Below are 23,464 nucleotides of genomic sequence, written 5' to 3' on the forward strand. Positions count from 1 at the left end.
TTTGCACATATGATGATACAATGAGTTAGCTATTATAAGAGTTAGCTAATTTTTTGAGAAATGAGGTGCGTCGATGTCTTCGACTACAACAAAAACGAATACGACACCTGTCGTCATCGGATTATTGATTGGGATTTTAGTCGCAGCAATGGATAACACGATTGTTGCGACAGCGATGCCGACGATTGTCAGCGAACTGAATGGGTTTGATCAGTATGCATGGGTCACGTCGGCTTACATGATCGCAACCGTTGCCGGAATGCCGATCTTCGGTAAATTGAGTGACATGTATGGAAGAAAACGCTTCTTCCTCTTTGGGATGCTCCTCTTCATGGTGGGAAGTATCTTATGTGGAATGGCAGACTCGATCATTGAGCTGTCTGCCTATCGTGCCTTGCAAGGGCTTGGTGGTGGGGCGTTGATGCCGATCGCCTTTACAATCATCTTTGATATCTTCCCACCGGAAAAACGGGGGAAAGTCAGTGGGTTGTTTGGAGCGGTCTTCGGAATTTCGAGTATCTTCGGACCGTTGCTTGGTGCCGTATTGACGGATTCGCTCGACTGGCGCTGGGTGTTTTATATCAATATCCCACTCGGATTGATTGCCCTTGGTCTCGTGACGGTCTTCTATCAGGAATCACCGGTGCACCGGACACAGAAAATCGACTACGTCGGTGCCTTTACGCTTGTCGCCGGATTAGTTTTATTCTTACTCGCGCTCGAAATGGGTGGCAAAGAGTATGCATGGTCTTCGCCACAAATTCTTGGTCTGTTCGGAGCAGCGCTCGTCGCGTTCGTTGCCTTCGCATTTGCTGAACGACGTGCCGCGGATCCCGTCATTACGTTCAGTCTATTCCGCCGTCGCTTATTTGCGGCAACACAAGGCGTGGCGTTCTTTTATGGATTCGTCTTTATCTCAGCGAGTGTATTCATTCCAATCTTCGTGCAAGGTGTCTTTGGTGGAAGCGCGACGAACTCCGGTCTGATCCTAATGCCGATGTTGATCGCCTCGGTCATCTCAGCGCAACTTGGTGGACAGTTGCCGAATAAGTTTGGTTTCCGGAACATCATGATCGTCTCGGCGGTCTTCTTCCTACTCGGTGTCTATCTCCTTAGTACGATGACGCTTGAGACATCGCGGACAGCGGTAACGATCTATATGATCATTCTCGGATTCGGTGTTGGCTTCAGCTTCTCCTTGTTGAACCTAGCGAGTATCAATGGGATCGAGATGCAACGACGTGGCGCAGCGACCTCGATGGGCTCAACATTCCGGACAATCGGGATGACGCTTGGTGTCACGGTCCTCGGAATCATTCAATCACGGACGTTCACGTCAGCTGTAGCGGATCGGTTGCCGCAAGGTGGAGCGCCGTCCGGTGGACAGTTCCCAACGGCTGATGCGTTTGCGAAAATGCCACCAGAAGTTGCGACAGCAATCAAGACGTCGCTTGCAGAATCGATCTCAACCGTCTATTTCTGGGCACTGATTCCAGCAGTACTCGGTGTCATCTTTATCTTCTTGATGGGGAACGAGCGTCCGATTTTGTCGGAACAAGCTACTCCAGAAAAGAAGAAACAAGCTCAATGATCACCGTTTCAACAACGTCTTCTTTCTTATTAGAAAGAGGCGTTGTTTTTTTGTTTAACAAGACAAAAAAAGACGAACCTGGATTGTTCCAGATTCGTCTGACAGAACTTATTTTTTGATGTCGAAAGTCGTGCTGAGGAAGTCGACGACTTCTTCTGCTGTATCCATATCGAGTACTTGCTCAACGATTGCTTCACATTCTGACTTGTTGAGACGTGTCATCAAGCTACGAGCGCGAAGAACAGATGATGCTGACATTGAGAACTCATCGAGACCAAGACCAAGAAGGATTGGGAGTGCCAATTCTTCTCCTGCCATCTCACCACACATACCGACCCATTTGCCTGCTTTGTGTGCTTCAGTGATGACGTTGTTCAAGAGGTTCAAGATCGCTGGGTTGAACGGTTGGTACAGGTATGATACTTTTTCGTTCATCCGGTCTGCCGCCATCGTGTATTGAATCAAATCGTTCGTTCCAACAGAGAAGAAGTCGACTTCTTTTGCGAACTGACGAGCCATGACTGCCGTTGCTGGGATTTCGACCATCATACCGACTTCGATGTCTTCCGATACCGTAACGCCTTCAGCTTGGAGGTTTGCTTTCTCTTCAAGGAGAAGTGCTTTTGCAGCACGGAACTCTTCGATCGTTGCGATCATCGGGAACATGACAGCGAGTTTACCGTATGCACTCGCACGAAGAAGTGCGCGTAATTGTGTACGGAACAAGTCTGTTTGATCGAGACAGAGACGGATCGCACGGTAACCGAGGAACGGGTTCATCTCGTGTGGGAGATCAAGGTACGACAATTCTTTATCGCCACCGATATCAAGTGTCCGGATGACGACTTTTTTATCGCCCATTGATTCGAGAACTGTTTTGTAAGCTGTGAACTGCTCATCTTCCGTTGGGAATGTCTCTGCATCCATGTAGAGGAATTCCGTACGGTAGAGACCGACTGCTTCTGCACCGTTATCCAAAACACCTTTGACATCGTTTGGTGTACCGATGTTTGCAGCGAGCTCGACGTGATGACCGTCAGCCGTCATTGTTTTTTCGTTCTTGAGTTTTTTCCACTCTTCTTTTTGTGCGATGTATGCTGCGCGTTTTGCTTCATACTCAGCAACTTGCTCTTCGCTTGGGTTGACGATGACGTCACCTTCTGCACCATCAAGGATGAGAAGATCGCCGTGTTTAACGTCCGTCAAGACGACTTTTGTTCCGACGACTGCTGGGATTTCGAGTGAACGTGACATGATGGCAGAGTGCGATGTCCGGCCACCAATGTTCGTTGCGAAACCTTTAGCATATTTACGGTTCAATTGAGCTGTATCCGAAGGAGTCAAGTCTTCCGCGATGATGATGACTTCTTCGTTGATTTGAGCTGGAGTGACGAACGTGATACCGAGAAGGTGAGCCATCGTCCGTTTCGTGACGTCACGAACGTCTGCTGCACGTTCGCGCATGTATTCGTTATCCATCGATTCGAAAATCATGACCATCATGTTTGCGACTTCATCGAGTGCTTTTGCAGCATTTGCTTGCTCGTCCTCGATTTTTGCGTTCACCTGACTGACGATTTCCGGATCTTCTAAGATGAGAAGGTGAGCCGAGAAGATCTCCGCTTTATCTGGACCTAATTCTTGTAAGGTATTTTCACGAATGACTTCGAGTTCTGTCTTCGATTTTGCGATCGCTGCTTGGAAACGTTCTTTTTCCGCAGCTGCATCCTCGATTTTGTGCGATGGAATCTCAAAGACCGGTGTTTCCATCACGAATGCTTTTGCAATCGCGATCCCTGCAGAAGCGCCAATTCCCTTGATATGTTGTGCCATGTGCATTACCCTCTTTTCAGTAAGTTTTTTTAACGCGACGACTTCGTTTCTTAGCTATCTATAGATACCCATAAACGCCTCTCTCTTAACGAGCCTTCTGCGCACTCTCCCTTGAATGAAAACGTAGACATTTCCCGGAACAGCAAACGCATCGTTTCTTGAAGTGTCTCAACATTTCACCCGTTTAATCCTATCATATTGTGAAACGGGCAACAATTGTTTGAAACCAAGCATTTCGACAAATTGTCGAACAGAAGTAATGAAAGCGTTTGCGATCAGTCGAGAGGCTATCAGTTGGAAAATGACTGAAAACACTTCATACTAATAGATACTAGTCAAAGGGGGAGTTTTATATGCAAACGAATCAATCCGTAGATGTACTCGTTGTCGGGATTTCTGGAAATCAACCGCTCGATGAACGGTTACAAGCACTGTATGGTGACAAACTAGAAGAGTGGGTTCGTCAAGGCGATATCTCAACGAAACGCGGAGAACTGCGTCTATTGCCAACGTTAGCGGGCGACATCGCGCGTGTACTGTTCGTCGGGCTCGGGAAAGTCGATCAACTCTCACAAGACGATTTACGTCGCTTGCTCGGAAAAGCGGCACAGCATGTCAAAGCACGTCGCTTAGAACATGTCACAGTTGATGCAACGACATTCCCAGGGCAACCAGTCGAGCTGATTGCTGAGACATTCACCCTCGCTACATATGAGGTCAAACATTATAAGACGTCGCCTTCGAAAGCATATACGTTACAACTGACGGTCTTACCTTCTGATGACGAAGCCGTCCTTCGTGGTACGGTCTTAGGCGAAGCGACGAACTTAGCGCGTCGTCTCGTAACGATGCCAGGGAATCTCTTGACGGCGCCAGCGCTTGCGGACGAAGCACGTTTCATCGCGGAACGTCATGGACATGATCTCCGGATCATCGATAAGGAAGAGATGGAAGCACTTGGGATGGGCGCCTTGCTTGCCGTCAACCAAGGATCCGTCATTCCACCGAAATTGATCGTCCTTGAATATAAAGGATCAGCAGAAGCACCGATCGCGGTCGTCGGGAAGGGCGTCACGTTCGATACAGGTGGTTATTCCATCAAACCGAAAGACGGGATCGTCGGGATGAAAGGCGATATGGGGGGAGCAGCAGCCGTTCTTGGACTGTTCGAAGCACTCGGTCAACTGAAGCCCGATGTTCACGTCATCGGTGTCATTCCAGCAACCGACAACATGATTTCCGGGGATGCCTTCAAGCCGGATGACGTCATCACGTCGATGGCAGGAAAAACGATTGAAGTCTTGAACACGGATGCGGAAGGACGGCTTGTCCTTGCTGACGCAGTCACGTACGTGAAAGAGTATCAACCTAAAGCGATCATCGATCTCGCAACGTTGACAGGTGGTGTCCTAGTCGCGCTTGGAACAGAAATCACAGGTGCATTGACGAACGATGCGTCACTTTACGAACGCTTTGAACAGGTGACGAAAGAGACGAATGAGATGGTCTGGCAAATGCCATATGTCGATGCGTTCATTAAACAAGTTCGCCGTTCGGAAGTCGCAGATTTGAACAACTCACCGGGACGCATGGGACATATGATTTTCGGTGGTGCGTTCGTCGGCGAATTCGTCGGTGACACACCTTGGCTACACCTCGATATCGCGGGAACATCGGAACAGAATCAAGCGTCTGAGATTGGTCCAAAAGGAGCGACAGGCGTTATGGTTCGTAGTCTGTATCGATTCGTCGAGCAAGAAAAATGAGACGTTGGAATCTACTCGGCGTCTTGTTGACGATTCTTGCCATCGTCTGGTATATGGATGCGCGCGACCGTCTATCGCTCGGTCTCGCGACGTTCATCGGTATCTTCACCGTCTTATCACTACTGCGTTCTTTCCGGGAGAAGACGAATGATCGTCATCGGAATTGATGCGGCAAAGGCAGGCTGGGTCGTCGTTATGTACGAAAACGGTCGTTATACGGGATTCGTCGAACCGACGCTTACTCAGATTCCGCTAGCTGACCGGATTTGGATCGATATGCCAATCGGCTTGATGGAAGGACGACGGGAAACGGATCAACTGTTGCGACTGGAGCTACGACCTGGGCGGACGAGCAGTGTCTTTAATGCACCGTTTCGTAGTGCGTTGACAGCTTCTACCTATATGGAAGCAAATGATTTAGCCAAACAACATGCGGGGATCGGGCTTTCGAAACAAGCGTGGTACCTATTACCGAAAATCCGAGAAGTCCGCAGCGTATATCGAACGGAGATGATTGAAGCCCATCCGGAAGTCTGTTTCGCGCGACTAGCCGGTCATCCGGCACGCTTTTCAAAGAAAACGACCGAAGGCATTGCGGAACGGATTGAATTGCTCGAGCGTTTTGATTGTCCGCCGTTATGGGAACAGCGTCAGTCGCATGTTGCGGTCGATGATTGGCTCGACGCTTGTCTGCTTGCGACGGGCGCCCGTTTTCCGTGTGATTATTTGCCGGCGAGTCGACCGGTGGATCCGGAAGGATATCCGTTATATGCAGCTGTACCAAAAAAATCACCCTCACCGAAATGGTGTGGGTGATCCTTTGACGAAGTCCCAGATATAATGAAAAATCTGGGCGTTGTAGAGTGCTTTTAGGATGACAGCGATCAATGGTCCGAGAATCAGTCCGAAGACACCAAAGAATTTGATCCCGACGAACAGCGCAATCAACGCCGTGATGGGTTGAATCCCGATATTATCGCCGACGATTTTCGGTTCCATGATGTTACGCTGCAGAATGACGAGAGCGTATAGAATCCCGAGTCCAATCGCAAGTGTTGTATCACCCGTGATGATCGAATAGGCAATCCAAGGCAGGAAGACGGAACCGGTGCCAAGATACGGCAAGATATCAAAAAAGGCAGCGATAAACGCGACTGCGAACGGATGCTCGACACCAATGACGAACAAACCGATCAAGACGATGAAGAACGTGATCGTAATCAACGTGAGCTGCGCTTTGATGTAGCCAAACAAGGCAGACCGTAAACTCAAGAAGACCGACTCGAAACGAGCGAACCAAGGAAGCATCTCATAGCGCTTCAATCGCATCTCGTACTGGTGCCAATCTTTTGCGATGAAAAACCAAGCAAGTAAGACGATGACGAAAATCAATGCAATCGATGGCAATGTCGCAAGGACCGTCTGTAGCATCATGGCGATACTTTTTGAGCCTTCGCCAATCGCACTCGCAAGTGAACTACCGAGAGATTGGATACTGTTTTGAACCGTATTTTGTTGCGATGGCTCTAGTGAGCGTAAGGCTTCGGAAGCATCGTTCCAGATGGGTGCCAGTTTTTCATTGTACAGCTTTTGAAAATACAGGCTCAACTCTTGGATTTGCGCCGGTAATTGGTTGGCGACAAATACAAGACCGCGAATCAACTGCATGATGATCAAGGCGAGCGAACCAACTAATAAGCCACTGATCAAAATGATGGACAACAACGCACCCCATCCGCGAGTGATTCGTAACCGCTTTTGGAAAAAATCGACGAGCGGTCGACTCAAAAGGGCAAGCAGAAACGCAAAGACAAACGGATACAAAATGGACGAGAGGCGGATGAGTAACCATCCACCAACTAAGAAGGCGAAGATCACCGTCAGGAACCGGGCCATTTGCCAAAGACGTTCAGTCGACACAAGCAACACCTCTTACTGGATTATGTAGAATTAATTGATATCATCATATCATGTTTAGATAGGTTACGAGTCATTCAAAAGGAGGAGATCTCGATGCGTAAAAGAGAAATTGGACTAATTGCTGCATTGATTGCTGCGACATCTGTCGGAATCCGGGAATGGAAGAAAAATCAGGCGTTTACGCAACGCGTCAAACAAGAGACAGAAATGCACGTACGCCAAGCAATCGTGGAGGGTCAGACAGATGGAACAGATGAAGACACTGCAACAAAAGGTTGATGCGACGATTCGCTCACTCGGCGGTTATTTTCGGCCGCTATCTGGTCTCGCGCGCCTGACGGAAGAAGTCGGTGAGGTCGGAGAAGCACTGGAACAAAATGATTTAGAAGCCCTTCGTTTTGAACTTGTCGACGTCTTGATGATCTCGACCTGTCTTGCGAACCAATACGTGACGGATCTTGCAGCACAGCATGAGACGCTCGGTACAGTAAATGATGATCAGGACGGTTCGTTTTATCGACTCGTGCATGAGGCCGGACAAATCGCACGTGTCATGAACGGTTATGAAGGGGACAAACCACCGAAAGCGAAAGACACGATTGTTCCGATTGGTCATTCCTTAGCACGTCTGCAACGCGAACTGTTTCGGTTAGCACGACCACTTCAACTTGATTTACTGACAGAAATCGACCGGACGAATGAAAAGAATCTGAAGCGGGATAAAACACGCTTCGCGTTGACGCGTGATCCCATCACGGAAGAGACGATTGATCATTTCCGAAGTGCGACAGGAAGCGAGGCACGCCTCTGGGGAGCCCCTGTGTACGAGGAGAACCAAACGATCGAAGATAACATGGAAGCAGCATTGCCGTCACTCCGGCGTTTCCTCCGATGTGCGTCGATTGAGGGAATCGAAGCATTCGTCTTCGAAGCACCGATGGAACGCTCGCGTAGTTTGGTTGAAGTGAAAGAACTAGCGGACGAAATGGGACGCTTGATCAAAGAGCGGACACCGCTTGACTTCAAGGATTCACCGTATCGCTTAGAAGTCTTTGCGCCACAACTCGGTCCGATCTCGCCGTATCACGCAGAAGACGACCATCGGATGTTTCTCGTTCTCTATGTAGACTAAAAAATGATCCGCCTGCTCTTTTGAGCAAGGCGGATCATTTTTTTAATGTGAATGAGACGATGCTGCCTCATCTTGAGTCTGCCATTTTTTCATGAAGCGCTGAATGCGAGCGATCGCTTCTTGGAGTTGTTCAATCGAACTTGCATAACTTGCCCGGACATAACCTTCACCGCTTGCTCCGAAGACAGATCCTGGAACGACGGCGACGCGCTCAGCGAGTAACAATTGCTCGGCGAACTGCTCGCTCGTTAGTCCGGTATGACCGATGTACGGAAAGGCATAGAAGGCGCCACCTGGTAAGTGTGTCGGGAGACCCGCATCGTTTAACGCCTTAACGAAGTAGTTCCGGCGTTGACGATAACTCGTCACCATGTCAGGGACCGTTTTATGACGAGAACGCAGTGCTTCAATGCCTGCGAATTGAACGAGTGTCGGGGCACACATCATCCCGTATTGATGGACCTTCAGCATCGATTGCGTGATCGCAGGTGGGGCACAAGTGAAGCCAAGCCGCCAGCCTGTCATCGCGAAGGCTTTCGAGAAGCCGTTGATGATGATCGTCCGCTCCCGCATTCCGGGAAGGGTCGCGAAGCAGATCGCTTCCGTTTCGTAGGACAGTTCCGCATAGATTTCGTCACTGATGACATACAAGTCATGCTTTTGGACGAGTAACGCTAGGTCCGCTAATTGATCGCGTGACATCGTCGAGCCTGTCGGATTTGATGGGAAACAGAAGATGATCGCTTTCGTCTTATCTGTCAGCAATTGTTCGATCGTTTCCGGTTGAATCGCAAAACCGTCTTCTGCATGACACGCAGCGGCGACAGGAATGCCTCCAGCGAGTTCAATCAAAGGGGCATACGAGACGAATGCCGGTTCAACAACGATGACTTCATCTCCTGGATTGATCAAACTACGAAACGCAAGGTCGAGTCCTTCTGAGGCTCCAGTCGTGACGATGATCTCTTCCGTCGTTGAATAGGAGATGGCGAACTTTTCTTGCATGTAGAGCGCGATTTCCTGACGTAACTCGAGTAAACCGGCGTTGGCACTATACGCTGTATAGCCTTGTTCGAGTGCTGCGAAGCTCGCTTCGCGAACATTCCATGGCGTGACGAAATCAGGTTCGCCGACACCAAGGGAGATAACATCTTCCATCGATCCTGCTAAATCAAAGAAACGACGGATGCCGGATGGAGCTAGCTGTTCGACACGTTCAGATAGAGACTTCATGGAGACACCTTCAATCGTTTGTCGTCATCATCCTGACTGAAGAGGACACCATCGTGCTTGTAGGTCTTCAAGCGGAAATGGGTCGTCGTCGAGATGACGGAGTCGAGCGTCGATAATTTTTCCGAGACGAATTGAGAGACTTCTTGTAGCGATTTGCCATCAAGTACGACTTGTAAGTCATATGCGCCCGACATCAAATAGAGGGACGTCACTTCCGGGAAACGATGGATCCGCTCCGCTACCTCGTCAAAACCGCGTCCGCGTTTCGGTGTGACTTTGACATCGATGAAAGCTGTCACGCCATGATGGGCATGAATCTTTTGCCAGTCGATGACAGCGGTGTAACCGAGTAGGACACCGTCGCGTTTGAATGTCTCGATCGAAGCTGCTACTTCTGACGCTTCCCAGTCGAGCATTTGCGCAAGCAAGTCCACGTCCATCGGACCATTTTGTGTTAATAATGCTAATAATTCGAGTTGTTTTTCGGTGTACATGGGATCACTCACTTTCTGTCAATTGACCATTGAAGGTACGGCGGGTCTGGCGCAATCGTGCGCGTCGCTCAGCCTGGACGATATGGAAGTTCTTCATTTCATTTGTCGGAAGTTGGTGTTTTTCAACGAGGCGTTCAAAAAAGACGCGACGCGCTGCATCCTGACGCGCGGATTCATGATTACCCGACGGATTGAAAGCATATAAGACGGTCGCGCGCGCCGGGTGCAGTATTAAATGATCCTTGCCGACGCGTAAGATCCAATCCCAGTCCCAGTAGTTGAAGACGTCCTCATCAAATGGACCGAGTTGATCGTGGAGCGATTTACGGTAGAGTGACCCGGACGGAATGTACGTCGAGTCTTCTCGAATCGTCTCCGGATCGTACGGATACGCGAATGGCTCAGAATCGATTGCAATCCGGTGATCCTCTTCCCAGCGGTACGTAAAGAGTTCCGCGTCCGTATAGGTGAGGTCGGCACCAGCTTCGAGATCGCCGACCGCTTCTTCGAGGTGACTCGGCAATAAGAGGTCGTCATCGTCATGAAGTAAGATATACCGACCGGAAGCGAGCGTGACACCATGATTTCGAGCACGAACATGGTGGTTTTCAGGTAACTCGACATAGGTCAGTTGAAGACGGTCCTGATACGCAGTCGTCACTGCTGAGACATCGTCTCCATTATTGTTTAAGACGATGACTTCGAAGTCTTGATAGTGTTGACGCGTCAACGCTTTTAGCGCTTCTGCTAATTCACGAGGACGATTGTACGTCGGAATGATGATGGATACGGTTGGCATCAGTGATCGCTCCTTGAACAAAGACACCTGTCCAGGAACAGGTGTCTTCTTGTTTTTTACATGTTTGCTTCAATGCGTGGTAGCAGTTCGTTCCATTCTGCTTCTGGTTCTTTCGTAACCGTCACGAAGTCGCCGTAAGCGAACAGATTGTCGATGCCATCGAGAGCGATCAATGATGCGAGCAACGCATCTTCAGGTGTATCTTCTTTTTTGACACTCGTACTTTTAGCACCGAAGCGCTGTTCTTCGAGCGTGATTTTGACGGAATTCGGATTTGGTGTGTAATCGACTTGCATGAGGTAAGCTCCTTTCAACGTACATACGTATATGCCGTCTTTTCGTGATAGATGGATTGAATCCTTCTTCCTGATAGACGGAAGATCGATACGTTCAGTATATCAGAAAATTCGAAGAGAATATTTTTCTTCTAGTAGGAGAAATGGACCATCTTTATTTTAACGGTTCACTTGACCTTATAATGCATTTTACTCGCTATCTCAATATATCTCAAAAGGCGTCATGATGCCTTTTTCAAATTGTTTGACCTGAATTTCAAAGCAAGGGGTTATTTTTTTGAATTTCAGTGATAACCTATATCTTGTACATTAACAGGTTTAAAAACGGCTAAAACGTCTATATATAGAGTGATACTTGTAGAGTCCTTTCTATATGTAGGACGTCTTTTTTTAGTTTAGCGTATTTCATTGTGTAATGCGAACCTGTTTAACGATAGAGAATGGGAGTGGTTCATAGTGGCATCTCCACTGAATACAGCACGCATCTTTAAGGGTGCAATGACAATAGAAGACGTATATGTCGTGATCCGACAGGCGACGGAAACGTATCCGGAACTTGATATCGACCGCTATACTGAACGTGCCATCCGAGCGCTTGAAGGAAAATCCCTACAAGCCGATCAAGTCTATGAACTGTTAACGATGCACGCACTCGATATGTTAAAGGCAGAAGAGCCGAACTGGACATTCGTAGCGACAGCGACTTACTTAAATCGGTTATACCTTGAAGCAGGTGAAAATCGCGGATATGCAGCAGAAGAACGGTATGGTTCGCTGTATACGCTGATTGAAAAACTGACAGAAATCGGCATCTTCACGAAACATTTACTAGATGCGTATTCGAAGGAAGACATCAACGAACTGTCGGCAACGATCGATCCATCCCGCGACCACTTGTTCACATACATTGGTCTTCGAACACTGGCAGACCGGTACCTCGCACGTGATCACGTCAAAAACTTGTACGAGCTACCACAAGAACGATTCATGGTCATCGCGATGACACTGATGCAGAACGAACCGAAAGAACGTCGTTTAGAACTCGTCAAAGAGTCTTACTGGGCATTGTCGAATCTCTACATGACAGTTGCGACTCCGACGCTTTCGAACGCTGGTAAGTCTTACGGTCAACTTTCTTCATGTTTCATCGATACAGTCGATGATTCGCTACGTGGCATCTACGACTCGAATACGGACGTGGCGACACTTTCTAAAGGTGGCGGCGGAATCGGCGTCTACATGGGTAAGATTCGCTCACGCGGATCAGACATCAAAGGCTTCAAAGGCGTCTCAAGCGGTGTCATCCCGTGGATGAAACAATTGAACAACACGGCAGTCAGCGTCGACCAGCTCGGTATGCGCCAAGGATCTATCGCGGTGTATCTCGACATCTGGCATAAGGATATTCTCGAGTTCCTGGACGCGAAGCTAAACAACGGGGATGAGCGACTTCGGACACACGACTTGTTCACAGGCGTCAACTTACCGGACCGTTTCATGCGTGCCGTCGAAGCACGAGAAGACTGGCATTTATTTGACCCACACGAAATTCGGACAGTCATGGGCTTTAGCCTCGAGGATTACTTCGATGAGACGGAACAAGGTGGCAGCTTCACGGAACGATACGAAGCATGTGTCAACGAGCCACGCCTCAGCAAAAAAACAGTTCCAGCAATCGATCTCGTCAAACGCTACATGCGTTCGCAACTTGAGACAGGGACGCCATACATGTTCTTCCGTGACGCCGTTAACCGTGCGAATCCGAATAAACATGCAGGCATGATCTACTCGTCAAACCTTTGCTCGGAAATCATGCAGAACATGAGCCCGACGACCGTGACGGAAGAGTACACGGAAGACGGTAAAATCATCGTCACGAAGACACCAGGGGACTTCGTTGTCTGTAACTTGTCATCGATCGCACTTGCACGTGCAGTTCGTTCTGACGTCCTCGAGCGATTGATTCCGATTCAAATGCGGATGCTTGATAACGTCATCGACTTGAATACGATCGATGTCCCGCAAGCACAATTGACGAATCAAAAATACCGTGCCGTTGGTCTTGGGACGTTCGGTTGGCACCATCTGCTCGCGCTCGAAGGCATCCGTTGGGAATCGGTCGAAGCGGTACAATACGCAGACCGTCTCTACGAGAAGATTGCTTACTTGACGATCGATGCGTCGATGCAACTTGCGAAAGAGAAAGGCGCGTACCGTCTCTTCGAAGGTTCGGAATGGCAAACAGGAGAGTACATCAAACGTCGCCACTACAAAACGACGGATGAACTCGATTGGGATCGTCTCCAAGCCGACATCACGGCGTACGGAATGCGTAACGCATACTTGATGGCAGTCGCACCGAACTCATCGACGGCGATCATTGCGGGTAGTACAGCATCGATTGATCCAATCTACAAAAAAGTTTACTCGGAAGAGAAGAAAAACTATAAGATTCCAGTCACTGTTCCAGATTTGACACCGGAAACGAACTGGTTCTATAAATCAGCGTTTGAGATTGACCAGCTATGGAGCATTCGTCAAAATGCTTCGCGTCAGCGTCACATCGACCAAGCGATCAGTTTCAATCTGTACGTGAAAAATAACGTCAAGGCGAAAGAATTACTCGAGATGCACATGGAAGCATGGCAACTCGGGATGAAGACGATCTACTACACGCGTTCGACGACGGTTGAGATCGACGAATGTGAATCGTGTTCATCATAAGATAAGGAGGACGATATCATGAAGGCAGCAATCGTATATGCGTCATTGAGTGGAAACACGGAGGAGGTGGCAGAACTCGTCGCGAAGACGTGTTCTGAGATGGGAATCGAGCCGACGATGTTGTTTGCAGACGAAGTGACGACGTATCAGTTAATGCCTTATGATATCGTCTATTTTGGTTCGTATACGTGGGGAGATGGGCAACTACCCGACGATATGCGCGATTGTCTTAGAACTGTTCTGAAGGAAAGTTCGCATGCGATTCCGCAGGCAGCTGTTTTTGGAACAGGAGACAAGATGTTCGTCAAATATTGTCGCGCCGTGGATGAGATGGCGTATCATCTCTCGAAATTCGGGGTACCGCTTGCTGGAGAACTGTTGAAAATCGAACAGTCACCACGCAATCGCCCACATCTCGTCAAGGAATGGACGAAACGGACCATTCTTCAATTACAGCAAGAAGGAGTCGAAGCACATGGAACAGCTACAAAAAATCAAACTGCTTGATGCACGTCATCCGAATCGCGCGACAGCGATCATCGGTGGCGAAACGAGTGCCATCGTCAACTGGAACGATATTGCGTATCCACAGTTTTATTCGATCTACAAACAACTGTTATCGAACTTCTGGATTCCAGATGAGATTTCAATGTCGAAGGATATGCAACAGTGGAATCAACTGAGCGAACGGGAACAGGATGCCTTCAAACGAATCATCGGGCTACTCTCGATCCTTGACTCGGTTCAGACACGTTATATCTTGGAATCGGCAATGTTCACATCGGATTCATCGGTTCATGCGATTCTTGCAATCGTTGCGCAACAGGAAGTCGTTCATAATCAATCGTACAGCTACGTCTTATCCAGCTTAGTTCCATTGGCTGAACAAAACCGGATTTTTGATATCGCGAAAGACGATGACATGGTCATGAAGCGTAATGCATTCATTCTTGATTTATACGAAGATTTCCAAAATGGCCGGACTCCAGAGAACTTCGCGAAATCGCTCGTTGCTTCGATCGTTCTTGAAGGAATCAACTTCTATTCAGGCTTTGCCTTCTTCTATAACTTAGCGCGTCACCAAAAGATGGTCGGAACGTCGACGATGATCAGCTATATTCAACGTGATGAATTGCAACATTCGTACTTCATCAGCCAATTGTTACGTGCTGTCTTGTCGGAGCATCCGGAAATTGATGCCGATGGCTCCTTCACACAATTCGTCTATGACACGTTCAAACGTGCCGTTGATCTTGAAATCGAGTGGAGCGAGTACGTCTTACGTGATTTAGACGGACTTGATGTCAGTGAGATGCGTGATTACGTTAAATATCTCGCGAACAAACGCCTTCGCGTCATCGGTTTGTCGGATCTTTATGAAGGGCACGACGAAGACGTCATGCCATGGATTCGTGCGTATTCAGATGATTCGATGAACGCGACGAAATCAGACTTCTTCGAACAAAAATCACGTTCGTATGCGAAAGTAACGGATGCGAATGGATTCGACGATCTGTAAGTAATCAATTGATGATTGCTTCTACTCTATATTTCCTTTACGCTAGGACAGGTGAGGTTCTGCTCGACTCCTGCGGAAAAACAAGTCGTCATGACCATGGAAGATGCGACGCATCTGAAGCGGCATGAGGGCTTGTCCGCGGAAAGCGAGCAGACCGACACTGTCCGTTTTTATTAGAGCGTTTTGAAAGTCGCTCACATCACTTTTCGGTATCTGTTTTTTAGGTCAATTGAGTAAAAGAACAAAAAAAGGGCCGAACTCGGAAAGTTCGGCAGAATCAGGGGGAATACTTGAAGTCTTGCTATTAAAATGTTCCCTTGTGAAATAAAAAATAAACAAATTCCAAAAATATTTTTTACGATACAAGAAAAGTGTGTTATTATAAGTTGATGAATTTAGTTAGGGAGTGTATACATTATGGCAAACTTTGAAAAAGACCAAGTCGTTACTGGTAAAGTAACTGGTATTCAAAACTTCGGTGCTTTCGTAGCACTTGACGAGCAAACACAAGGTCTCGTCCACATCTCAGAAATCTCACACGATTACGTAAAAGACATCAACGATTACGTAAAAGTTGGCGATGAAGTAACTGTTAAAGTTCTCGACATCGACGAAGCTAACAAAAAAATGAAGCTTTCGATCAAAGCAACTCAGGAAGCTCCAAAACGTGAAGCACGCGCGAAAGGTCCACGCAAAAACGCTGGACGTCGCGATGCAGGTCCTGCTTTCAAACAAGAAGAAGCACCTGGATTCAACGTTCTTAAAGGTAAATTGGAAGAATGGATTGAAAAATCAAACTTCCAAAAATAAGCCACATGAGAGAATCGACATCGGTCGGTTCTCTTTTTTTTATGCGATTTTTACACAGAATAAGCATTAAATTAGATGCGAAAGGGGAATGTGTGGATAATGTAAGGTGTTCATTACTTATTGAGGAGGCAACACAGATGGAAAACTTTGAATATCGCAATCCAACGAAACTTATTTTTGGTGACGGACAAGTCAGCCAACTGAAACCACAACTCGAAGCACTCGGTGCAAAGAAAGTCATGCTCGTCTTCGGTGGCGGCAGTATTAAACGGAACGGCGTCTATGATGATGTCACACGTGAACTCAACGCGGCAGGAATCGAGTACGTCGAATGCGACGGTGTCGAACCGAACCCGCGTATCGAGACAGCAGAGCGCGGTATCAAAATCGCACGTGAAGCAGGCGTTGACGCATTGCTTGCACTCGGTGGCGGTTCTGTCATCGACTGCACGAAATTGATTGCTGCTGGTATTCCTTATGAAGGCGAAGCATGGGATCTCGTCATCGGCAAAGCAACACCAGAAACAGTCATCCCATTCGGAACAGTCTTGACGCTTGCAGCAACAGGTTCTGAGATGAACTCAGGATCCGTCATCACGAACTGGAAGACACAAGAGAAGTACGGTTGGGGTAGCCCGCTTACGTTCCCAACATTCTCAATCCTTGATCCGAAGTACACGGTCAGTGTGCCAAAAGATCAAACAATCTACGGTATCGTCGATATGATGAGCCACTGCCTCGAGCAATACTTCCACCCTGCGCATGCACCGGTCCAAGAACGGATGACAGAAGGTGTCATGAAAGCAGTCGTCGAAGCAGCACCAAAACTCGTCAACGATCTCGAGAACGTTGAACTTCGTGGCACGATTCTCTTCGCTGGTACGATGGCACTCAACGGTGTCCTTCAAATGGGCGCACGCGGCGACTGGGCATCACACAACATCGAGCATGCTGTCTCAGCTGTTCACGATATCCCGCACGCAGGTGGACTTGCGATCCTCTTCCCGAACTGGATGCGCCACGTGCTTGACGAATCAAATGCACATCGTTTCGTGACACTCGGTGAGAACGTCTTTAACGTTGATACGGAAGGTAAATCAGAGATGGAAGCGGCACACGCTACAATCGACGCAATCAGTGCTTTCTGGACATCACTCGGTGCACCGAATCGTCTCGCTGATTATGACATCAAAGAAGATACAGTTGACGCAATCGTCAAGTCAGCAATGACACGCGGCGACTTCGGAAACTTCAAATCACTCGGAAACGAAGATGTTCGTCAAATCGTGACAGCTGCCCTATAACAATCTGTAACATTTGCTACTCATTTCACAAAAGACTTGAACGACCTTCCTTCTTGCGTTTTAATGAAAAGGAAGGTCGCATTTCGTTGCGAATGAATAAGGAGGACGATGGCATGTCAACAGTACGTTTTGATTATTCGAAAGCCCTACAATTCGTAGGTCAACATGAAGTAGATCATATGGCGGAAACGGTAAAGACGCTTCACCATGCGATTCATGCAGGAACAGGCGCAGGAAGTGATTTCTTAGGATGGGTGGATCTTCCGACGAACTACGATCAAGCGGAGTTTGCACGCATTCAAGCGTCTGCAGAAAAAATCAAGTCGGATTCTGATGTGTTGTTAGTCGTCGGAATCGGCGGTTCATATCTCGGAGCGCGTGCTGCGATCGAGATGCTCGGACACTCATTCCATAACTTGTTATCAAAAGAAGATCGCAAAGCACCACAAATCATCTATGCAGGACATAATATCTCATCGACGTATCTGCACGATTTATTCGAAGTCCTCGAAGGAAAAGATGTATCGGTCAACATCATCTCGAAATCGGGTACGACGACAGAACCAGCAATTTCGTTCCGTCTCTTGAAATCGTTCATGGAAGAGAAATACGGTAAAGCAGAAGCAAAACACCGGATTTATGCAACGACGGATAAAGCGCGTGGTGCATTAAAAACACTCGCAGACTCTGAAGGATATGAAACATTCGTCATTCCGGACGATGTCGGCGGTCGTTTCTCTGTTTTGACACCGGTTGGTCTATTACCAATCGCAGCAGCTGGTATTTCAATTGAAGAGTTGATGCAAGGTGCCCGTGATGCGCAAGAGCGCTATGCGAGCGAAAACCTAGCTGACAACGAAGCGTATCAATACGCGGTCGTACGAAATGCGCTCTATGCGAAAGGGAAGACGATCGAGCTTCTCGTCAACTACGAACCAGCACTTCATTATGTATCGGAGTGGTGGAAACAATTATACGGCGAGTCAGAAGGAAAAGACTTCAAAGGAATCTTCCCAGCAGCAGTCGACTTCTCGACGGATCTCCACTCGATGGGACAATACGTCCAAGAAGGTCGTCGTGACCTGTTCGAGACAGTCATCAAAGTCGGTCAAGCGCGTCATGCGTTGACTGTTGAAGAAGATGCTCAGGATCTCGATGGATTGAACTTCCTTGCAGGTAAGTCAATTCAATTCGTCAACGATAAAGCGGCAGAAGGTACGTTGCTTGCGCACACGGACGGACAAGTACCGAACTTGACAGTCGAACTTCCAGAGATGACACCGTATCACCTCGGATTCCTGTTCTACTTCTTCGAAAAAGCTTGTGCGATGAGTGGTTACCTCCTCGGAGTGAACCCATTTGATCAGCCAGGCGTCGAAGCGTACAAGAAAAACATGTTCGCTCTTCTTGGGAAACCAGGATTCGAAGCAGAAAAAGCAGAACTCGAAGCACGTTTGAAGTAATGTAAAACGACAGTCGATTGTTCCTTAGTGGAACATCGGCTGTTTTTGTGTTTACCGGATGATAGTAGGCTATCATTTTCCAGATTTACAGGTAATCCTAGCGTTTTCACTTTTAGAATACCCGTGAAACAGGTAAAGTGAAGTTAGAAGAAGAAATGAGGTGCACGTACGTGATTACATTCTTGGATTATTATCAAAATCAAGTAGAGTTAAGTTTTGATGACCATCCGTTCTCGGATCGTCCTTTGCACGTGTGGGTCATTGCCGTGTACGAAGGAAAATGGTTACTGACCCATCATAAGCAGCGTGGTTACGAATTTCCTGGTGGAAAGGTTGAACCGGGTGAAACGGCAGAAGAAGCCGCACGTCGTGAAGTGATGGAAGAGACGGGTGGGAAAATCGATTCTCTCTCATATGTCGGACAATATCGTGTTGCCGGAAAAGGCGATACGATCATCAAAAACATCTATTTCGCGCAAATCGGATCATTGTCGTCTCATCTTGCCGTGGATGAAACAGATGGTGCTTTTCTATTCGAGGAACTCCCTGATCGTCTCGATACGAATCGACAATACAGCTTTATGATGAAGGACCGTGTCCTTCCGGAGACGCTCCGTGTACTTAGCGAACGCCGATTGGTTTGAACTTCCGCGGCAAGGTCCGTTTCGGACGTTTCGGATGTTTTATACCACAGCGGACGGAGAACGGGTCGGTGCCTATATCGTACTCCCGCAAGTTGCGAACGGTCAGGGGATTCTCTACTTGCGTGGTGGAACGCGTTCGATCGGAATGGTCCGACCGACTCGACTGCTCGCGTTCGCACAGGCAGGTTTTTTTGTCATGGCACCTTTCTATCGAGGGAATCTAGGCGGTACGGGAAAAGAAGACTTTGGACATCACGATATCGAAGACGCCTGCAGTGCCTTTGACTGGTTGCAGCAACGTGTCTCGCATGTTCACGCATTTGGATTTTCACGTGGTGGACAGATGGCATTGCTCCTTGCGCATCACCGTCCAGTCGCCCGAACGGTGTCCTGGGCAGGGGTGACGGAGTTGACGTGGACGTATGAAGAGCAGAAGACGATGCAAAAGATGCTGCGGCGATACACGGGAGGTACACCAGACACGGTTCCTGATGAATACGCGGTTCGCTCGCCGCTCCATGTCGAACCTCAAGGTGAAGTATTATTGATTCACGGTGCATACGACGAGAACGTTCGTTTACGACACGCAACCGCTTATGCTGCACGTCATCCTGAGCAGACGACGCTTCAGACTTATGCCTATGCCCATCAATTTCCGATTCATGAGAAGTTGCGTGTGACACGGAATGTGTTGAATTGGTTTGAGACTGGTATCTATAATCGATAATTTAGCCGGTACGATGAATGTCGTATCGGTTTTTTTGTCATCTGAAGAATTGAACTTACATACATAATGGCAAAAAAAGAATATTGATTCGTTGTAAAAAACAATAAACTTCCTGAAAAATAAATTTTGATATAATTAGAACCATATGAGTAATGTAGAGGGGGATGGAGGACGATGGATATCTTACTAGCACGTCAACCCATCGTTGACCGAATCGGAGCAGTTGATGCATTCGAGTTACTGTATCGTTCCGTCAAACAAATGAATGTATTCGACGGTGATCTAGCGACAATGGATGTTTTAACGAATACACTCGTTCATATGGGTGTAGAGCATGTCGCTGAAGGTAAAAAACTTTTCGTCAACTTTACAGCGGATCTCTTGAAAAGTGATCTGATTCACTATTTAGATCCAAAACGGTTCGTTATCGAAATTTTAGAAACTGTTGATATCGATACAGAGATGTTATCTGTGTTGCACAGTTGGAAAGAAGCAGGTTTTACACTAGCACTCGATGATTTTGTGACCGATTTACTTCGTCAACATGGAACAGAATTATTCGCGCTAATTGATTTAATTAAAATCGACATCGAAGCGATTCCTACTCGCGAGCAAAGCGCGATCCTGCATATCGTCCGGCGTAATTATCCCCATATTAAGATGCTTGCCGAACGAGTCGAGACACATGAAGATCATACACGTTGTCTTGACATGGGATATGACTGGTTTCAAGGCTATTTTTATGCTAAGCCGATGTTGATGAAGGGAAAAGCTGTCCCTCCTCAATTGCCGGTATTGCTGAAGATGCTAAAATGGCTCGATACGGATGAAAAATACGATGAGGTCATTGATGAGATCGAAGCAAATCCTTATATCAGTATTCAAGTACTACAATTGATCAATTCTCCGGGAATGGGATTACGCAATACAGTCAGCTCTGTTCGACAAGCCATTTCACTACTTGGCTTCTCACAACTCAAAAGCTGGATTTCGTTAATCGTCTTGCGTGAGATGAAGCTTGCTAGTCCTTACGAATGGTCAAATGAGTTACTTCGGTCTTCCTTGCACTGCGCAAAACTTTGTGAGTTATTTGCGAAAGAGACGTGTACGTTAAAGCCGGAGAGTGCTTATATGATCGGTCTGTTATCACACATAGATGCGCTGTTATCTGTGAATATCGACGACATCATCGACCAACTGCCAATTGAAGATTCTCTGAAGATCGTTCTGCAAGGAAAAGATCATCCGTTTCGGGATTGTTTAGTGCTTGCGATCAGTGCGGATCGCGGTGATTTCGATCAGTTCGAACTGCTCAGTCAACGTTTAGATGTCTCACTTCCACGAGCCTATGCGCTACTAGCAGAAAGTCAGGAATGGCTTAAACAAAAAGAAACACATCTTCAAGAAAGAACGGATTCTATCCTATAAAAAAAGAGCCCGAGGGCTCTTTTTTTATAGGCGTGGACCAGCTGACTTGATTGCATCCGTCGCACTTTCGAAGCGAAGGAAATTGTGTTGGAATTTCTCAGCAAGCGAACGCGCTTGTGTGTCGTATTCGTCTGGATTCGACCACACACGTACTGGATTGAGTAACTCGCTTGGAACACCTGGAACTTCAAGTGGCATGTGAAGTCCGAAAATCGGATGTTCTTCTGTTGGAATCGTTGCAAGTGTACCGTTGACGGCAGCGTTGACCATCGTCCGTGTATAGGATAGCTTCATGCGGCTACCTGTTCCGTAAGCACCACCTGTCCAACCTGTGTTGACGAGATAAACAGTGACACCGTGACGATCAATCAATTCGCCGAGCATCGTCGCATATTTTTCTGGCATTAGTGGAAGGAACGGTGAACCAAAGCATGTCGAGAACGTTGCTTCCGGTTCCGTGACACCACGCTCTGTTCCAGCGAGTTTTGATGTGTACCCTGATAGGAAGTGGTACATCGCTTGTTCTTTCGTCAATTTACTGATCGGAGGCAAAACACCGTACGCATCAGCCGTCAAGAAGACGATCGTCTTCGGATGACCAGCACGTGACGGAACAGCGATATTATCAATCGCTGTGATCGGATAAGCAGCACGCGTATTTTCCGTCAACGATGTGTCATCGTAATCAGGGTGACGGGCTTCGTCGAGCACGACGTTTTCAAGGACGGTTCCGAAACGGATCGCGTCAAAGATTTGCGGTTCTTTTTCGCGTGATAAGTTAACGGTCTTTGCATAACATCCGCCTTCGATGTTGAAGACACCGTCGTGCGACCAACCATGTTCGTCGTCACCAATCAATTGACGGCTGTCGTCTGCTGAGAGGGTGGTCTTACCAGTACCGGATAGACCGAAGAACAAAGCGACGTCGCCTTCGTGTCCGACGTTTGCCGAGCAGTGCATCGAAAGGACATTTTCTTGTGGCAAGAGATAGTTCATGACGGAGAAGATCGATTTTTTGATTTCTCCCGCGTATTCCGTTCCACCGATCAGGACGATCCGATGTTCGAACGACATCGCGATGAACGTTTCGGAGTTCGTTCCGTCAACGGCAGGATCTGCTTTGAAATGTGGCGCATAGACGACCGTGAACGGTTCGAAGGCAGCCACTTCAGGATACTCGCGTAAAAAGAGTTGTTTGGCAAACAGGTTATGCCAAGCGTATTGTGTGAGCACACGGACCGGAAGGGTGAAGTGCGTATCTGCTCCAGCAGCAGCTTCTGTGTAGTAGAGCTGGTCGGCTTCGTTCATGTAACGAAGAACCTTTTGCAACAATTGTTCAAATTTGTCTCCATCCATTGGTTGGTTGACATGCCCCCAATCAATGTGAGACTCGCAGGAAGAATCACGGACGATGAACTTATCTTTTGGTGAACGACCTGTAAATTTCCCCGTTTCTACAGATAATGCGCCGTTCTCAGCAAGGACACCTTCTTCGTTTCGAATCGCATGTTCGACAAGTTCAGCAACAGATAGTTGTTTGAACACATGCTCTTTCTTGAGTAGTTCTTCGATATTCAGGACCGTCATCGGCATCCTGACCCCACCTTTCCCCTACGTTGGTTTTGGCTCACTGTATTTAGTATGACACATTTATTATATATGACATACTAAAGAGAGAGCAATCATTTTCTGATGCTGATTTCTATTTATCTGGAAACGCTTTCAGCATTAACAGTTTAACATCTCTTTCAAAAAGTTTCGACTAGAATTTGAAACCTTGC

22 protein-coding genes are annotated in these 23,464 nt (G+C 47.6%); 15 read left to right on the forward strand and 7 right to left on the reverse strand.

The window, feature by feature from the left end:
* Nucleotides 1-73: 73 nt before the first annotated feature.
* Entirely contained in the window at nt 74-1,591 is a 1,518-nt protein-coding gene (locus AYO36_RS02690) for an MDR family MFS transporter (RefSeq protein ID WP_064299465.1), read from the forward strand.
* 108 nt (nt 1,592-1,699) lie between these two features.
* On the opposite strand, the gene ptsP is transcribed toward AYO36_RS02690, so the two are convergent.
* A complete protein-coding gene (gene ptsP, locus AYO36_RS02695; RefSeq protein WP_023469128.1) occupies nt 1,700-3,424 on the reverse strand; it encodes a phosphoenolpyruvate--protein phosphotransferase in 1,725 nt (574 codons plus the stop codon).
* Between the two features lie 353 nt (nt 3,425-3,777).
* Between ptsP and AYO36_RS02700 the strand changes: the two genes are divergently transcribed.
* Genes AYO36_RS02700 through AYO36_RS02705 form a run of 3 tightly spaced genes read left to right on the forward strand, consistent with a single transcriptional unit; the run spans nt 3,778 to nt 6,006 of the window.
* Nucleotides 3,778-5,190, forward strand: a complete 1,413-nt coding sequence (locus tag AYO36_RS02700) for a leucyl aminopeptidase (protein ID WP_064299466.1) — start codon at nt 3,778-3,780, stop codon at nt 5,188-5,190.
* Nucleotides 5,187-5,357, forward strand: coding sequence for a hypothetical protein (locus tag AYO36_RS16725; RefSeq protein ID WP_156501818.1), 171 nt, complete (start codon nt 5,187-5,189; stop codon nt 5,355-5,357). Before AYO36_RS02700 ends, AYO36_RS16725 begins: the two co-directional genes overlap by 4 nt.
* Nucleotides 5,338-6,006: a DUF429 domain-containing protein gene (locus AYO36_RS02705; RefSeq protein WP_064299467.1), complete on the forward strand. Its 669-nt coding sequence runs from the start codon at nt 5,338-5,340 to the stop codon at nt 6,004-6,006. The genes AYO36_RS16725 and AYO36_RS02705 overlap by 20 nt, the downstream gene beginning before the upstream one ends.
* Here AYO36_RS02705 and ytvI read toward each other — a convergent pair.
* Nucleotides 5,986-7,110 carry a sporulation integral membrane protein YtvI gene (gene ytvI, locus AYO36_RS02710; protein WP_064299468.1) on the reverse strand — a complete coding sequence of 375 codons (1,125 nt, stop codon included), beginning with the start codon at nt 7,108-7,110 and terminating at the stop codon, nt 5,986-5,988. The two genes, AYO36_RS02705 and ytvI, sit on opposite strands and share 21 nt — an antisense overlap.
* A gap of 93 nt (nt 7,111-7,203) precedes the next feature.
* On the opposite strand from ytvI, the gene AYO36_RS02715 reads away from it, so the two are divergent.
* Together AYO36_RS02715 and AYO36_RS02720 are read left to right on the forward strand one after the other, a co-directional pair.
* Nucleotides 7,204-7,389, forward strand: coding sequence for a hypothetical protein (locus AYO36_RS02715; RefSeq protein WP_064299469.1), 186 nt, complete (start codon nt 7,204-7,206; stop codon nt 7,387-7,389).
* A complete protein-coding gene (locus AYO36_RS02720) occupies nt 7,355-8,242 on the forward strand; it encodes a MazG nucleotide pyrophosphohydrolase domain-containing protein (RefSeq protein ID WP_231884638.1) in 888 nt (295 codons plus the stop codon). The genes AYO36_RS02715 and AYO36_RS02720 overlap by 35 nt, the downstream gene beginning before the upstream one ends.
* Nucleotides 8,243-8,284: 42 nt before the next feature.
* Here AYO36_RS02720 and AYO36_RS02725 read toward each other — a convergent pair whose 3' ends face one another.
* The 4 genes from AYO36_RS02725 to AYO36_RS02740 are packed head-to-tail and all read right to left on the reverse strand — an operon-like array spanning nt 8,285 to nt 11,064.
* Nucleotides 8,285-9,475 carry an aminotransferase gene (locus AYO36_RS02725; protein ID WP_058713852.1) on the reverse strand — a complete coding sequence of 397 codons (1,191 nt, stop codon included), beginning with the start codon at nt 9,473-9,475 and terminating at the stop codon, nt 8,285-8,287.
* Entirely contained in the window at nt 9,472-9,969 is a 498-nt protein-coding gene (locus tag AYO36_RS02730; RefSeq protein ID WP_050678638.1) for an Lrp/AsnC family transcriptional regulator, read from the reverse strand. The genes AYO36_RS02725 and AYO36_RS02730 overlap by 4 nt, the downstream gene beginning before the upstream one ends.
* 4 nt (nt 9,970-9,973) lie before the next feature.
* A complete protein-coding gene (locus AYO36_RS02735) occupies nt 9,974-10,768 on the reverse strand; it encodes a glycosyltransferase family 2 protein (protein WP_064299471.1) in 795 nt (264 codons plus the stop codon).
* A gap of 56 nt (nt 10,769-10,824) precedes the next feature.
* Entirely contained in the window at nt 10,825-11,064 is a 240-nt protein-coding gene (locus AYO36_RS02740; RefSeq protein ID WP_023469118.1) for a NifU N-terminal domain-containing protein, read from the reverse strand.
* A gap of 456 nt (nt 11,065-11,520) precedes the next feature.
* On the opposite strand from AYO36_RS02740, the gene AYO36_RS02745 reads away from it, so the two are divergent.
* The 9 genes from AYO36_RS02745 to AYO36_RS02785 all read left to right on the forward strand — a co-directional run bounded on the left by AYO36_RS02745 (nt 11,521) and on the right by AYO36_RS02785 (nt 21,683).
* Nucleotides 11,521-13,788, forward strand: a complete 2,268-nt coding sequence (locus AYO36_RS02745; protein WP_023469117.1) for a ribonucleoside-diphosphate reductase subunit alpha — start codon at nt 11,521-11,523, stop codon at nt 13,786-13,788.
* Nucleotides 13,789-13,806: 18 nt separating this feature from the next.
* Nucleotides 13,807-14,295, forward strand: coding sequence for a flavodoxin domain-containing protein (locus tag AYO36_RS02750; protein ID WP_023469116.1), 489 nt, complete (start codon nt 13,807-13,809; stop codon nt 14,293-14,295).
* Nucleotides 14,264-15,307, forward strand: a complete 1,044-nt coding sequence (locus AYO36_RS02755; RefSeq protein ID WP_064299472.1) for a ribonucleotide-diphosphate reductase subunit beta — start codon at nt 14,264-14,266, stop codon at nt 15,305-15,307. Before AYO36_RS02750 ends, AYO36_RS02755 begins: the two co-directional genes overlap by 32 nt.
* Nucleotides 15,308-15,724: 417 nt before the next feature.
* Entirely contained in the window at nt 15,725-16,117 is a 393-nt protein-coding gene (yugI, locus tag AYO36_RS02760; protein ID WP_012371159.1) for a S1 domain-containing post-transcriptional regulator GSP13, read from the forward strand.
* Nucleotides 16,118-16,254: 137 nt separating this feature from the next.
* Nucleotides 16,255-17,421, forward strand: a complete 1,167-nt coding sequence (locus AYO36_RS02765) for an iron-containing alcohol dehydrogenase (protein ID WP_064299473.1) — start codon at nt 16,255-16,257, stop codon at nt 17,419-17,421.
* Nucleotides 17,422-17,534: 113 nt separating this feature from the next.
* Nucleotides 17,535-18,884 (forward strand): glucose-6-phosphate isomerase, encoded by a 1,350-nt coding sequence (locus tag AYO36_RS02770; protein ID WP_050678632.1) that lies wholly within the window; start codon nt 17,535-17,537, stop codon nt 18,882-18,884.
* A gap of 170 nt (nt 18,885-19,054) precedes the next feature.
* Nucleotides 19,055-19,528 (forward strand): RNA deprotection pyrophosphohydrolase, encoded by a 474-nt coding sequence (gene ytkD, locus AYO36_RS02775; RefSeq protein ID WP_047393467.1) that lies wholly within the window; start codon nt 19,055-19,057, stop codon nt 19,526-19,528.
* Entirely contained in the window at nt 19,500-20,255 is a 756-nt protein-coding gene (locus AYO36_RS02780) for an alpha/beta hydrolase family protein (protein ID WP_064299474.1), read from the forward strand. The genes ytkD and AYO36_RS02780 overlap by 29 nt, the downstream gene beginning before the upstream one ends.
* A 174-nt stretch (nt 20,256-20,429) precedes the next feature.
* Nucleotides 20,430-21,683 (forward strand): EAL and HDOD domain-containing protein, encoded by a 1,254-nt coding sequence (locus AYO36_RS02785; protein WP_064299475.1) that lies wholly within the window; start codon nt 20,430-20,432, stop codon nt 21,681-21,683.
* 24 nt (nt 21,684-21,707) lie between these two features.
* Here the strand turns inward: AYO36_RS02785 and pckA are convergent, their stop codons facing one another.
* Nucleotides 21,708-23,276, reverse strand: coding sequence for a phosphoenolpyruvate carboxykinase (ATP) (pckA, locus tag AYO36_RS02790; protein WP_195864591.1), 1,569 nt, complete (start codon nt 23,274-23,276; stop codon nt 21,708-21,710).
* Nucleotides 23,277-23,464: the final 188 nt, after the last annotated feature.

The sequence above is a fragment of the Exiguobacterium sp. KKBO11 genome (assembly GCF_001644945.1).
GTDB lineage: Bacteria > Bacillota > Bacilli > Exiguobacteriales > Exiguobacteriaceae > Exiguobacterium_A > Exiguobacterium_A abrahamii.